The organism is Ruegeria sp. HKCCA4812 (genome assembly GCF_013034245.1).
Classification (GTDB): Bacteria; Pseudomonadota; Alphaproteobacteria; order Rhodobacterales; family Rhodobacteraceae; genus Ruegeria.
In genome coordinates this window covers 360,952-374,466 of record NZ_WQFQ01000002.1, presented here as the reverse complement: position 1 = coordinate 374,466, position 13,515 = coordinate 360,952, and the positions used below count along the sequence as shown (strand labels likewise).

Annotated in this window: 12 protein-coding genes and 1 pseudogene; 7 read left to right on the top strand and 6 right to left on the bottom strand. The window is 56.5% G+C overall.

Annotation, left to right across the window (positions count from 1 at the left end):
• Positions 1–14: 14 nt before the first annotated feature.
• From GOW04_RS09180 to GOW04_RS09160, 5 genes are read right to left on the bottom strand one after another with little or no spacing between them, the layout of a single operon-like run.
• A complete protein-coding gene (locus GOW04_RS09180; RefSeq protein WP_152460165.1) occupies positions 15–1,304 on the bottom strand; it encodes a TRAP transporter large permease in 1,290 nt (429 codons plus the stop codon).
• On the bottom strand, positions 1,305–1,892 hold the full coding sequence (locus GOW04_RS09175) for a TRAP transporter small permease subunit (RefSeq protein ID WP_171230703.1): 588 nt from the start codon (positions 1,890–1,892) through the stop codon (positions 1,305–1,307).
• A 53-nt stretch (positions 1,893–1,945) separates the two neighbouring features.
• Complete coding sequence (locus GOW04_RS09170; RefSeq protein WP_371814373.1) at positions 1,946–2,461, bottom strand: flavin reductase family protein; 516 nt, start codon at positions 2,459–2,461, stop codon at positions 1,946–1,948.
• Positions 2,461–3,351, bottom strand: a complete 891-nt coding sequence (locus GOW04_RS09165; RefSeq protein WP_171232322.1) for an aldo/keto reductase family oxidoreductase — start codon at positions 3,349–3,351, stop codon at positions 2,461–2,463. Before GOW04_RS09165 ends, GOW04_RS09170 begins: the two co-directional genes overlap by 1 nt.
• Positions 3,351–4,505, bottom strand: coding sequence for an LLM class flavin-dependent oxidoreductase (locus GOW04_RS09160; protein WP_171232321.1), 1,155 nt, complete (start codon positions 4,503–4,505; stop codon positions 3,351–3,353). Before GOW04_RS09160 ends, GOW04_RS09165 begins: the two co-directional genes overlap by 1 nt.
• Positions 4,506–4,610: 105 nt before the next feature.
• On the opposite strand from GOW04_RS09160, the gene GOW04_RS09155 reads away from it, so the two are divergent.
• From GOW04_RS09155 to GOW04_RS09145, 3 genes are all read left to right on the top strand, one after another.
• Positions 4,611–5,321, top strand: coding sequence for a GntR family transcriptional regulator (locus GOW04_RS09155; protein ID WP_171232320.1), 711 nt, complete (start codon positions 4,611–4,613; stop codon positions 5,319–5,321).
• 12 nt (positions 5,322–5,333) lie between these two features.
• Entirely contained in the window at positions 5,334–6,431 is a 1,098-nt protein-coding gene (locus GOW04_RS09150) for a Gfo/Idh/MocA family protein (RefSeq protein WP_171232319.1), read from the top strand.
• A gap of 433 nt (positions 6,432–6,864) precedes the next feature.
• Positions 6,865–7,857, top strand: coding sequence for a hypothetical protein (locus GOW04_RS09145; protein WP_171232318.1), 993 nt, complete (start codon positions 6,865–6,867; stop codon positions 7,855–7,857).
• 117 nt (positions 7,858–7,974) lie between these two features.
• Here the strand turns inward: GOW04_RS09145 and GOW04_RS09140 are convergent.
• Positions 7,975–8,581: pseudogene (locus tag GOW04_RS09140) on the bottom strand (hypothetical protein).
• A 235-nt stretch (positions 8,582–8,816) separates the two neighbouring features.
• On the opposite strand from GOW04_RS09140, the gene GOW04_RS09135 reads away from it, so the two are divergent.
• The 4 genes from GOW04_RS09135 (at position 8,817) to GOW04_RS09120 (ending at position 13,471) form a co-directional block, all read left to right on the top strand.
• On the top strand, positions 8,817–9,926 hold the full coding sequence (locus GOW04_RS09135) for a GlxA family transcriptional regulator (protein ID WP_254430103.1): 1,110 nt from the start codon (positions 8,817–8,819) through the stop codon (positions 9,924–9,926).
• Between the two features lie 82 nt (positions 9,927–10,008).
• Positions 10,009–11,148 (top strand): SRPBCC family protein, encoded by a 1,140-nt coding sequence (locus GOW04_RS09130; RefSeq protein WP_171232317.1) that lies wholly within the window; start codon positions 10,009–10,011, stop codon positions 11,146–11,148.
• On the top strand, positions 11,145–12,674 hold the full coding sequence (gene betC / locus GOW04_RS09125; protein ID WP_171232316.1) for a choline-sulfatase: 1,530 nt from the start codon (positions 11,145–11,147) through the stop codon (positions 12,672–12,674). Before GOW04_RS09130 ends, betC begins: the two co-directional genes overlap by 4 nt.
• On the top strand, positions 12,674–13,471 hold the full coding sequence (locus tag GOW04_RS09120; protein WP_152460175.1) for an SDR family NAD(P)-dependent oxidoreductase: 798 nt from the start codon (positions 12,674–12,676) through the stop codon (positions 13,469–13,471). Before betC ends, GOW04_RS09120 begins: the two co-directional genes overlap by 1 nt.
• Positions 13,472–13,515 lie beyond the last annotated feature (44 nt).

Below are 13,515 nucleotides of genomic sequence, written 5' to 3'. Positions count from 1 at the left end.
CCTGTGGAACTCAGTTAGTTGGCAAATCCCGTTATCCTCGGGATCGTCATGGATAGTGCGGGTATGTAGGTGATCAGGAAAATCACGATGATTTCGACCGCCAGGAACGGCAGGATCGCCTTGGCGATGGTTTCAACCCGTTCGCGCGATACGGCGGCGGCCACGAACAGCACCAAACCCATTGGCGGGGTGGCGAGGCCTACTGTCAGGTTGACGCTCATGATGATGGCAAAATGGATCGGGTCGACGCCGAGGCTGGTGAAGATCGGGCCAAGGATTGGTCCCAGGATGATGATCGCAGGGCCTGCGTCCAGGAACATGCCAACGATGAACAGCAGCAGGTTGATCAGGAACAAAAGGATCAGCGGGTTTTCCGACAGGCTGAGGATCAGCGAGGCCAGTTGTTCCGGCGCATGGCTGAGGCTGACGACCGTCTTGAACGCCATCGCAGCACCAACCAGCAGCAGAACAACGGCTGAAGTCATGCCTGCATTGCTGAGCACCTCGGGGACCTCTTTCCATGTCAATGTCCGCAGGATGAAGAACCCGATGATGAAGGCATAGCCCACGGCGACTGCCGCAGCCTCGGTCGGTGTGAAGATACCACCCAGAATACCGCCCAGAATGATGACCGGTGTCATCAATGGGAAAAAGGCCTTCAAACTGGCCTGACGCCGCTCGGGCCATGTGTATTTGCGGCTGGCGACGGGGAAGTCATAGCGGTCGGCCATCAGTTTGATCATCAACATCAGACCGACACCGACCATCACGCCCGGAACGATCCCCGCCAGAAACAACGCGGCCACGCTTTCGCCCATCACATAGGCATAGATGATCATGATGCCCGAGGGCGGAATGATCGGCCCGATCACCGAACTCGCCGCCGTGATCGCGGCGGCGAATTTACGGGTATAGCCCTGTTTCTCCATCGCCGGGATCAGCATCGACCCTAGCGCCGAGGTGTCCGCCACGGCGGACCCCGAGAGGCCCGCGAACAGGATCGAACTCAGCACGTTCACATGCGCCAGACCACCGCGCAGGTGCCCCATCAGGGCCTGCGAAAACTCGACAAGGCGGATGGTGATGCCGCCTCGGTTCATGAGCTCTCCGGCCAGCATGAAGAAGGGGATCGCCATCAGAGGGAAGCTGTCCATGCCGTTGTAGACATTGCGATACAGCAACGTGATGTCGTTCGTCTGGCCGTTCAGCCACAGCAGGATTCCGGGCGCCGCCAGCAAAGCGAAAAAGACCGGCAGGCCGATCAGCAGGAAAATCAGGAAGGTGGGTAGGAACCAGATCAGCATTTATTCGGCCCCCACTGCCGCATCAGGAATTTCAGGCAACAGGTGGCCGCCGCCCAGCAGAGTGATGAAGGATCGCAGGATCAGCTCGATATTCACCGAGATCAGCAGGATGATCCCCACCAGCAGCGATGCCATCATCCAACTGCGAGGAATGCGATACCATTCGTCGAACCCGAAAGAGGTGGGCAGATACAGCGCGGCAGTGGCGAACTTGCCGCCAAAGCCGGTGACCTCGGACCAGCCGATATTGACGGCGACCAGCAGGACGGCGAGCGCGATCAAAAGCAGGAACAGATTCAGCGTCTGGCCTATGATGCGGGGAAGGAGGCGTTCCAGCATGTCGATGGCCACAAAACCGCCGCGCCGAAACGCGGTGGGCGCCATAAGACCGGTCATCCACAGCATGCAGAACCGCGCGGCCTCATCCGGCCACGGCAGCGCATTGCCCAGAACGTATCGGAAAAACACCTGGATCAGAATTGCGATCACCATGAGCGCAATCGCAACAACACCAACCGCGCGCCCCAGACGCAGCACGGTTTCGTTCACGAATGCAATCGGTGCAAGCACCGATGCCAGTCCGCCCATGCGGATCCTCCCTTGGTCAGCCGCGGGTGTCCCCCACGGTCATCAAATCGCGCTTAGACTTTCGCGAATTGGCCGAGCTTCCCGGCATAAAAGGTCAGCGCGTCTCCATCCGACATGCTGGCCTTGAGAACCTTTCCAACCACAATAACGTGATCGCCTGCATCGTGATACGCGTGCTGTTCGCATTCGAACCGCACAAGGCAGTCCGCCAACACCGGCGTCCCATTCTCACAGCGCTCGTGGCTGATGTCCCGCAGTGCAAAGGCGTCTTTCGAGCAGCCGAAGCACAGCTCGGCCTGGTCCGATGACAGCACATGCACGCTGAAATGGCGGGCCTTGTGGAAATAGGGGAAGCGACGCGAGTTGCGGTCTCCGGCCCACATGATCAGCGGTGGGTCAAGCGACAGGGACGAAAAGCTGTTGGCGGTGATGCAGACCGGACCGTCCGCGCTGTCGCAGGTCACGATGGTGACACCGGTTGCAAAGCGGCCGAAGGCGTCGCGCAGGGTACGTGTGTCGTCCTTATGTGGAATGAAGGTGCGGGTCATGTCCTTTGAGATTGCGTTCATCATGGTACCTCATGCCCCAGTGCCGCCTCGTACAGGCGGAACCAGCTTTCGCGATCCAGTTTGACTTTCAATGCGTCCGAGGCGTGTTTGATCCGGTCAAGATTGTTGGTGCCCAGAACCGGCAGGATGTTGGCCGGGTGGGCCAGCAGGAACGCCACTGCGACGGCGGCGCGATCCACGCCAAACCCGGCTGCGACTTCATCGGCGACGACCCCAACCGGCGGGTTTCCGGCCATCAACAGGCCTCCACCCAGCGGCGACCATGCCATCAACGGATGGCCATGCTGTTGGTGAAACGCCAGATCACCGTTGGTGAAAGGGCTGATCTGACCCAGAGAAATTTCGATCTGGTTGGTGACCAACTGCGTTTTCATCGCCGATTGCAGCAACGACCAATCCCACGGGCGGAAGTTGGACACACCCACCGCACCGACCTTTCCACTGGCGACGACCTCATCCAGGGCGGCTCCGGTTTCATGGTGGTCCATCATGGGGTCCGGGCGGTGGATCAACAGTAGATCGATGTGGTCAATCGCCATTTCCGACAGCGACGTCTCGACCGATTTCAGAATGTGGGCGCGCGAGGTGTCGTAGTATTTTACCTTTGCATCCGTGTAACGGCCAACCGGCGCGACGATGTCGCATTTGGTGACGATCTCCATCTTCTGACGCAGGTTTGGATTGGCGCGCAGGGCGGCACCCAGCACGGCCTCGGCCTGGTAGCCGCCATAGATGTCGGCCTGATCGAAGGTGGTGATACCCTGATCCAGACAGGTCTGAATCTTGGCCTCGACATGGCCCGCGGACGTGTCACTGTCATCGCCCAACCGCCACATGCCATAGACAAGGCGGCTCATCTCCAGCGAGTCAGATAGTTTCACACGTTGCATCAGCGGCGTTCTCCGTTGCCCAGCGGTGTGGCCGGGGTCGTTTTGGGAACCCTTCCGTAAGCTTCGGGAAGGGAACAGGTTTTCAAATTCGGCAACACGCGGGCGCCGAAATGACGGGCTTCGTCCAGATGCGGGTAGCCCGAGAAGATGAAAGCGCGGATGCCCATCTTCTGGTATTCCTCGATCTTCGACATAACCTGATCCGTCGATCCGACCAGAGCGGCACCGCAACCAGACCGTGCCCGGCCAACACCGGTCCAGAGACCGGGTTCGACATAGCCGTATTCATCCGCCAGATCGCGGTTCCTGGCCTGATGCGCCACCCCCAGCGAGGTCGAATCCAGCGCCCGTTCGCGGATGGCGCGACCGTATTCGTCGTCCAGCTTCGAGACGATGTAATCCGCGTGTTCCTGTGCCTCAGCCTCGGTATCGCGAACGATCATATGGACACGCAACCCGTAATCCAGCGTGCGGTCGTAGTTTTTAGCGACGGCGTGAACGGCCTTCATCCGTTCGGCCAGTTGATCCTTGGTTTCAGGCCACATCAGGTAGACTTCACAATGCTCGCCGCACAGATCCAAAGCAGAGGGAGAATAGCCGCCGAAATAAAGCAGCGGGCCGCCGGTCTGATATGGCTTGGCCGGGTCGGTGGTCAGGCCCGAGAAGTTATAGACCTCGCCTGCATGATTGATCTCATCCTGCGTCCAGGCCTGTTTCAGAATCTGCACCACTTCGCGCGAGCGCTGATAGCGGAACGCGCTGTCGGCTTTCTCACCGGGAAAGTCGGATGAGATGATGTTGACCGTCAACCGCCCCTTCAGCATGTGATCCAGCGTTGCGATGGTGCGGGCCAGCATGATCGGTTGCATCTCGCCACAGCGCACGGCGGCCAGCAGGTTGATCCGGTCGGTGATCGGAGCGCAGCCAGCGACAAAGCTCAGCGTGTCTTGACCGACCTGATAGGAGGACGGGCAGAGGATGTTGCGAAAACCCTGCGCCTCGGCCTCTTTCACAATGTTCGAGCAATGCTCCCAACTCGACCGCAGGGCACCATCGGGAACGCCAAGGAACTGGTAATCATCGGAACACAGCGCAGCGAACCACGAAACTTCGGCCGCATCCAGATCGGGGGATGTGATGGGGACGATGCTCATTTGATTCACGCTCCGTACATCTTTGACTTTCCTCTTGCGTAGCAATCGCTTTGATGTAGATCAATAGTGTATCAATTTTTCCTGCGACCGAGTGAAGCGTCTGCCGTGCCTGCATCCAACCGAAACCCCAATGCCCTGCCGGTATATATTCAGATCGCGGAACTTCTGATCCGTGACATCGCGGCTGGTCGCCTTATTGACGGTGAACGATTGCCGCCCGAGCGCGAGATGGCCGCAGAGCTGAATGTCTCGGTTGGAACGCTGCGAAAGTCGCTCTCAGAGCTGGAAAAAAAGGGGATGTTGGAGCGTATCCAGGGCTCGGGCAACTACATACGCGAGACCGGTACGCAAAACAGCGTCTATGCAATGTTCAGGCTGGAACTGCCGAAAGGGGGCGGCCTGCCCCGTGCGGATATCCTGTCGGTTGACCATCTGAAAAAGCCGGTCGATCTGCCGAAATTCGGTGCTTCTGACGCCGGTTCGCGTGTCCGGCGGATGCGCTACCTGAATGATACAATCATCGCTGTCGAAGAAATCTGGCTGGACGAATCAGCGGGCCTGATCGACCAGAGCCTGCTGTCCGACTCGCTCTATCGCTACTATCAGCGCCAGTTGGGCTTTTGGATCGCAAGAGCCGAAGACAGGGTTTCGGTCCGGCCTCTACCGGACTGGACGCCTTCTGGCTTCACCAAGCCAGCCGGCCAAGCAGTCGGTTACATCGAGCGTTTCAGCTGGTCGGAAAGCGCCGAACCCGTCGAATTCTCAAAAACTTGGTTCGACCCGGATCGGGCCAACTACGTACAACGTCTGAAGTAAAAGGAATTGCGCATGACTCGGACCATCAAATACGGGCTGATTGGATGCGGAATGATGGGGCAAGAGCACCTGCACAATATCGGATTGCTGGAAGGTGCCAGTGTGGCTGCGATCTATGAACCCGATCAGGAGATGGCAAAAGCCGCCAAGGAAATTGCGCCAACTGCAACCATGGTAGGTTCCGTGCAAGAGCTACTGGCGGTAGAGGAACTGGACTGCGTCGTCATTGTCAGCCCGAATCATCTTCATGTGGACCAGATCTGCGAAATCGCTGAGACACGTCCTCTGCCGCTTCTGGTAGAAAAACCATTGTTCACCGACCCGCAGGACGCGCCCCGGCTCGAACAGTTGCAGCGCGACTACCCCTGCCCGATTTGGGTTGCGATGGAATACCGGTACATGCCACCTATCGCTGCTTTGATCGACAAGGCCGAGGCGACAGGTGGGGTGAAAATGCTGTCGATCCGCGAGCATCGTTTTCCCTTCCTCGACAAGGTCGGCCACTGGAACCGGTTCAACCGAAATACTGGTGGCACTTTCGTCGAGAAATGCTGCCACTTCTTCGACCTGATGCGTCTGATATTGCAATCCGATCCGGTGCGCATCACGGCAAGCGGCGGGCAGGCGGTGAACCATCTTGATGAAAGTTACGACGGTCAAACCCCGGATATTCTGGATCACGGCTATGTTCTGGTCGACTTTGCTTCGGGTGCGCGCGCGATGTTGGAACTTTGCATGTTTGCCGAAGGCTCACGCTATCAAGAAGAAATATCGGCCGTCGGCCCGGACGCCAAAATCGAGGCGTTTGTCCCCGGACCCGGACGATTCTGGCCCGACCATTTGGGAGCCCCGCTGCTGCCCCAGGTGATCCTGAGCCCGCGCAATCCCAAAGGTCCGGTATCAATGGACGTTCCGGTGGACCCCACCCTTTTGGCGGCTGGGGATCACAATGGGTCGACCTACTATCAGCACAAAGGGTTCCTGTCCGTACTTCGTGGCGAAAAGGCGAAACCGGATGTGAGTTTGAAGGACGGCCTCTGGGCTGTCAGGATGGGGCAAGCGGCGCAACAGGCAATTGAAACCGGTGAAACGGTTTACTTGGCCGACTGATCGGGGCCGGAGTCGCAGGTGCGTTTTGCGATCGCTAAAAGACGCCTTAGACTGTTGCTGGCAATGTCTTTCATCGTATGACTAGGACCACGATCGCTTGATTGGTTTAAGAGGGTCAAGCTCGCTGAAACTTCAATCTGCAGCGCGCTATGTTTATGCAGAACGCGGCGTTTCTGGAATGTCTGGTCTTTGCTTTTCTGTCTGGTCAAGCGCGTCACGGGGTTCTGAGCTTAGTCACTGTCGAAGATTCGCATTCTAAACTAAGTTGAGTTACAGATTATTGTGCCAACTCAAGTGCCGACAGGTAAAAAGGAACACATAAACTAAATAACATCAGTATCTTATGCGCTTAGTAACGAAACTTCTCTCACTGCTTTGTATTCTGGCCATCTTCTTGGTGACCTCAAGACCTTTGCAAGCTTGCTCAGTCTGCGTGACTTTGCCTGAGGCTTCGTCGGCTGATCACATTATTTCCGCGGACATTATCGTTCTGGCCGGTCCCACACCGGACAACCCGTTCCGGTTTTCTCCGGTTCACATTCTGAGAGGGACAGAACAGAAAATCTCAACGCTGCCGGAAATACCATTTCTGATCGAAAGCAAGACCCGCGCAGCTTTCCGGTCCAATCCAGAAAAGACGGTTCTCTTCACCTATGGCGCAACCGACAAGGATGGTGCAGGGCGTAGCATTTCACGAAGCTGGAAGCGCTTATTCATGATGACGCCAGACAGATCTCGCTTTGTTGAGGATTTAATAGCTGTTGGAGGATCGTGGGCGTACGGCGACAATGACGGCTCGGAGCGTGTTATGTTCTTTGCGGGCTATCTAAGCCACGAAGATCATGTGCTGAGAAACATCGCTATGGTTGAAATCTACCGTGCCCCATATGAATTTGTTCATCCACTGCGGAACACGGTGCCTACTGAGCAGCTCCTGCAAGAATTTCGTAGTCTGAACAGGATCAGTTACATACCCGTCGCGGTGCGTCTGCTTGGCTTGCAATCTGATAAACAGGCAGCCTCTGTTGTGCGTTCGCGATTTGAACAGGTTTTGAAAAGCAATGGTCAAAACCTTTATGAATGGGCTCTCGCAGGTATCGAAATCGACGGCGCCCTTGCAGTTACTGCGATTGAGCGAGCACTGCAGCGCCCCGGCTGGCAACCGCCCGAAAAGCAATCCCTGATCCGGGCTTTGACCGAAGGCGGCACGGTTTTGCCTGAACTTCGCGCTCAGATTATTGGCATTTTCGCGAGTGAACTCGAAAAGGACCGTAATCTAGCGCCGCGGATCGCAGTCGCCATGCGCAACTGGGGCGAGACCGCCCTGAATCACCAATTTCAAACGCTTATCGTGAGGGGTGAAATTGATCCCGCGACACAATTTGTTCTCGGAACAACAATCGGCGCGGGGCAGGTCACCGATTGAAAGTGAGCTGTGCGCTGTTCTTTGGCACAAGTAATGCGAAATGGATCTCGATCGCCCGTTTTCAGAGTTTTTTTGGCGTTGGTCTCTTTGTAACGCAGGGTCTGGTTCGGTTTACGTTTAAGAAAAAGTGGCAGCGGCTTTGTTCTGAAACCTACGGTTTCTGATTGTTTGCTTCTTGATCTCCACTCTTATGTTCAGGATTTTGGCGTCTCGGCCATGATAGACGTCGGCGGGTGTCAAGTTGGCCAGTCTCTCGGGGTAACAGTAGTTGTTGTTGTGATCGACAAAGGTGCCAATCTGTCGCTCAAAACCTCCGGGTAGGAAGTAAATTTCCAAGAGAACCCAGTTCTTCAAGGTTTGGTACCAACGCTCGAACTGGAGTGGGGTTTGTGGGTGGTGTGGCGCATCGCCAACGTGATCCGAGACAGTTCGCCAGATCACCCGCGGCGTATGTCGAGCCGTTTTCGCTGAGCAGCCTTGACTCGTGTGCGACCTTGACGTGATCTCAGTCCGAGGTCTCAGGGGCGGTCACCTGCCGAGCCGTGTCGCCCGCAGGACAGGCTCTCCCAGCTTCCGGGAACACCTTCGACCAGAAGTATTAAAGACTTTCGGTAATGCCCTCGCGGAGACACAGCGCCGCTATGCTATCCTCAACGCGCAGAGCGGCCGGGACAATACCGACATTCCATTCGGCCCAGTAATGTTTGCGGGTCTTGCGTTTGATGTTCCTGACTAGCTTTTAGTCTGCGTCTTTCTAAGTTCCGGATTTCTTGTTCATCTTAGCTTGCTAATAGGTTCAATGAACTCGAACCCCTCCGCTACACAGATCCCTAAATCTACCCGGTGGGTGCTGAAGTCAGACAGCCAAAATTGGAAGATCCTTCGTCGCAGTTCGAGGCGAAAGATAAGCTTGAGTCGCTGCAATGCACGTTGCGTTTCGCGGCTGAATCAGCCTTGAGTTGGTCGTCGATTTTACTTGTCTGGCCGCACTGTCTACCGTTGAGAAAGAACAGAAGGGAGTTGGCGACATGGTCGAGGGCGGCGGGCCGGACAGAACAACCGAACTGAGAATCGCTGTAACACCATTTTTCAACCTGGCGGCCACGATGTCATTTATCGATCCATTTCGTGCCGCCAACTATCTCGAGGGAACAACACGGTTCCGATGGCAACTTGTGTCCGAGGCGGGCGGAATGGTGACGGCCAGCAATGGCGTTGGAGTCAACACCACCCGGTTCTCAGAGGCGGGAATGAACAAAGCGGACATGCTTTTCGTCTCGTCAAGTTGGGAGCCGGAGCGCCATGTTTCTGCTGCGTTGCGCGCGAACCTCAGAAATGCCGCGAAACGTCAGGCAATCTTGGGCGGGCTAGATACAGGTGCCTTTGTTCTGGCCTATGCCGGGTTGCTGGAAAACTATACGGCAACAGTCCATTACGAACATATTGATGCGTTTCAAGAATTGTTCCCCAAGACGGGCATCAGTGAAGCACTGTGGGTTATTGATCGCCGTCGTGTGACTTGCAGTGGGGGTGCGGCTTCGCTCGATCTTGCCCTGCATCTGATCCAACAGTCTCATGGTAGCGCTCTTGCAAATGCCGCTGCACGCTATGTGTTTGCCCCCCCGATACGCGCCCACGGGGCATTGCAGTACCCCGAGAATATCGAACCTTTGGGCAACTCTGTTCCAACAAATGTGCGTGCCGCAATTCGTGTCATGGAGGCAAACCTTGAAACGCCACTCTCCATTGCGGAGGTTTGCAGGCATGTCGGGTTATCACATAGGCAACTTGATCGGCTCTTTGCGCAATGCGTGCGAAAAACGCCAGCACTTTACTACCGCGATATCCGCCTCGACCGGGCCCGCGGCCTTGTGACCCAAACTGCCCTGACCATGTCGGAGATTGCCTTTGCGAGCGGATTTTCAAGCCAGGTCCACTTTAGTCGGGCCTACAAGGACCGCTTCGGTCTCCCGCCGAGCAAGGATCGTGTTCAGGGACGCATTCCATTCGAGTTCCGAGCATGGCCAATGCACCGTGCACCAAAGCCTAAGGCGAAAAAGGTTAAGTAGTCGGCGATTCATGGTAAGTCTTGTGGTTTGATCCGCGAAATGCTGGTGCAGTGAGTTCCTGATTCCAGTCGTGAGGACAGCCATGACGCAGTTTCCAGATCAAAACGCGTTCGAAGCAATAAAGTCTGGTTTCGACCCAGATCCAAATCGTGCGCTTTCGTTGCGCAAAGAGGCTTACATTGACGCAAACTGGTTTGAGGTCGACCGTACGGAGATCCTTGCCAAGTCTTGGCAATGGGTTTGTCACGTCGAAAAGCTGTGTACGCCGGGGTCATACGTCGCCACACATATCGCGGGGCACCCAATCGCTGTCGTCAGGGATAGGGAAGGGGTCTTGCGCGCCTTCTACAACGTCTGCAAACACCGCGCCCATGAGCTGTTGAGTGGCGAAGGCGAGACGACCCGTATCATGTGTCCCTACCATGCTTGGGTCTACAAGCTTGACGGTCAACTTGTCCGCGCACCTGAAACAGATCACCTGGAGGACTTCACGCCACGCGATATCTGCCTGGATGCCGTTCAAGTGGAAGAGTTTGCCGGTTTCGTTTTCGTCAACCTCGACACGCAAGCTGCCTCGCTGTCGGATCAATCCGGCAATCTGGAGACCGAAATCCGCCACTGGGCCCCTGATATCGAACAACTCACTTTCGGGAAAAGACTGACATACGATATCAAGTCGAACTGGAAGAATGTCGTCGACAACTTCCTTGAATGCTACCACTGCCCGACCGCCCACAAGGACTTTTGTGATCTTGTGGACATGGACACGTACAAAGTCACGACCTACGGTATTTATTCCAGCCACATGGCAGAGGCGGGGCAGAACGCCAATTCCGCCTACGACGTCTCCAACGCGACTGTAAAGACCCATGCGGTCTGGTGGCTTTGGCCCACAACTTGTCTGATGCGATACCCGGGCCGGTCCAGCATGATCGTGTTAAATGTCATTCCGGTCGGACCAGATCGCACGTTGGAGACCTATGACTTTTTTCTTGAGACGCCCGAGCCTGATCCGATGGAAATCGACGCGATGCGCTATCTGGATGAAGTGCTTCAGGTTGAAGACATCAATCTGGTCGAAAGTGTGCAGCGAGGAATGAAAACGCCGGCCTTTACGCAAGGTCGAATCGTGTCGGACCCTTCAGGATCCGGCAAATCCGAACATGCCGTTCATCACTTCCACGGGCTGGTACTTGATGCTTACGCAAAGGCCGCTCCATGATGCAGCCGAATATTGTTGTGGTGATGGCCGATCAGTTGGCACCACATTTCATTGGTGCTTATGGGCACAAGGGCGCCAAAACCCCGCACATGGACAAACTCGCGGCACGCGGGATGCGATTTGACGCCGCTTATTGCAACTCGCCGCTCTGTGCGCCGTCGCGATTTGTTTTCATGTCCGGGCAATATGTCAGCCGAATTGCGGCTTATGACAACGCGTCGGAATTCCGTGCCAGCGTGCCTACCTTTGCACACTACCTCAAGGCTCTGGGATATCGCACGTGCCTGTCAGGCAAGATGCACTTCGTCGGACCTGACCAGATGCATGGGTTTCAAGATCGGATTACGACCGATATCTATCCCGCCGATTTCGCTTGGACGCCGGACTGGGAAGCCCATGATGAGCGGATCGACAAGTGGTACCACAACATGCAGACCGTCAAGGAAAGCGGTGTGGCAATCGCGACATTCCAAACGGATTACGATGACGAGGTCGAGTTCGCAGCGCGCCGGTGGCTGATCGAGCGCGGACGGGATCACGCAGCCGGCGACGTCTCTCCGTTCTGCTTGGTGGCGAGTTTCATCCATCCTCACGATCCATATGTGGCGAAGCCAGAATTCTGGGACCTCTACGCCGATTATGAAATCGACTTGCCGCAAGGCCTCTCTCTGGAAGAGCACGACCCGTTCTCACGCCGTGTGATGGATGGGATCGAAGCCTCCACTGTGCCGCTTTCGGATGAAGAAATCGGCCGCGCACGGCGCGCTTATCTGGCAAATGTGAGCTATTTCGACAGTAAAGTCGGCGCGATCGTCAAGGCGCTGGAAGAAACGGGTCAGATTGACAACACATTGATCATTGTGACCGCGGATCATGGAGACATGCTGGGTGAACGGGGTCTTTGGTACAAGATGACGTTCTTCGAACACTCTGCCCGTGTGCCCTTAATCTTCGCAGGCCCGGATGTGGCCGAAGGCACGGCGCCTCACGCGTGCTCTCTCGTCGACCTGCTTCCGACCTTCCTGGAGGTTGCCGGAGGGACACCCGACATGCTGGGCGAGCCAGTTGACGGTCGGTCCCTGATGCCCTTGACGCGTGGGGAGGATGCACCAGAGGACATTGCCATCGGCGAATACTGCGCAGAGATGACACCTTGGCCTGTCTTCATGATCCGGCGCGGGACACTGAAGTATATTCACTGCGATGTGGATCCACCGCAGCTCTATGACCTGTCTCGGGACCCGGATGAGCGTGTCAACTTGGCGGATGACCCGGCCTACAGTGATGCAGCCGCTGCCTTTGCATGCGAAGTCGCTGAGAGATGGGACAGCGAAAGGCTCCGGGCTGATGTTATGCGCACCCAGAAATCGAGGCGCGCGCTTCATGCCGCGATGGAGGCCGGGGCAAGCGAGCCATGGGATTACAACCCGCCGCGCGACGCCAGTCAGGAATATGTTCGCAATCACATGGATTGGACTGCGGCAGCCGCGCGCTACCGCTTTCCACCGATGGGGGAAACAAACTGATGGATATTCAAGACGGCAAGGTGGCCCTTGTGACGGGCGGACGGGGCGGCATCGGCCGTGCGATCGTGGATCGGCTGACCCGAGAAGGGGCCGTTGTCTACGCAGCCGATCTCAGTGAAAGCGGATCCGTGTCCAACCCAGCAGGGGCCGATAGCCATTTTCTCCGACTTGATGTCACCTCAGAACCCGAGGCCATTGCAGCTATGGAGAGGATAAAGACTGAGCACGGCAAACTCGATATTCTCGTGAACGCTGCGGGCATCGAGATCGAAAAAACAATTGAGGATACAAGCCTTGAAGAATGGAACCGCTCGTTTGCGGTGAACGTGACAGGCACATTCCTGACGTCCAAATATGCGCTACCTTTGATGCGCAAGGCGGCAAAGAGCGGCAGTTCTGCCTCTGTCATTAACTTCGGATCATATGACGGTTTCATCGCAGATCCGGGACTGGCGGCATATTGTGCAACGAAAGGTGCGGTTCATGCCCTGACCCGCGCGATGGCCTGCGATCACGGGCCCGAAGGCATCCGGGTCAACGCGATTTGCCCTGGCTACATCGACACACCAATGCTTCAAAGCTTTTTCACCGGCGACGGCTCGGGTGGCGGCGGCAAGACGATTGACCAGCTTCAGCAAGCTGTGCGCGATGTGCACCCGATGCGCACTTATGGAACGCCAGACGATATCGCAAACCTTGTGAACTGGCTCGCCAGCGATGAGGCCCGATATGCAAGCGGACAGCTTTGGGTGCTGGATGGAGGCCTTAGCGCTCAAGTCCAGCAGATGCGGCTATGAAATGGGCCGTCAAACCCAGGAAGGTCGCCGACGAGGGTGCTTTA

Bases quoted from the DNA above. Each gene is read 5' to 3' on its own strand.
- GOW04_RS09180 (WP_152460165.1), bottom strand. From the start codon at position 1,304: ATGCTGATCTGGTTCCTACCCACCTTCCTGATTTTCCTGCTGATCGGC.
- GOW04_RS09175 (WP_171230703.1), bottom strand. From the start codon at position 1,892: ATGGGCGGACTGGCATCGGTGCTTGCACCGATTGCATTCGTGAACGAA.
- GOW04_RS09170 (WP_371814373.1), bottom strand. From the start codon at position 2,461: ATGAACGCAATCTCAAAGGACATGACCCGCACCTTCATTCCACATAAG.
- GOW04_RS09165 (WP_171232322.1), bottom strand. From the start codon at position 3,351: ATGCAACGTGTGAAACTATCTGACTCGCTGGAGATGAGCCGCCTTGTC.
- GOW04_RS09160 (WP_171232321.1), bottom strand. From the start codon at position 4,505: ATGAGCATCGTCCCCATCACATCCCCCGATCTGGATGCGGCCGAAGTT.
- GOW04_RS09150 (WP_171232319.1), top strand. From the start codon at position 5,334: ATGACTCGGACCATCAAATACGGGCTGATTGGATGCGGAATGATGGGG.
- GOW04_RS09130 (WP_171232317.1), top strand. From the start codon at position 10,009: ATGACGCAGTTTCCAGATCAAAACGCGTTCGAAGCAATAAAGTCTGGT.
- betC (WP_171232316.1), top strand. From the start codon at position 11,145: ATGATGCAGCCGAATATTGTTGTGGTGATGGCCGATCAGTTGGCACCA.
- GOW04_RS09120 (WP_152460175.1), top strand. From the start codon at position 12,674: ATGGATATTCAAGACGGCAAGGTGGCCCTTGTGACGGGCGGACGGGGC.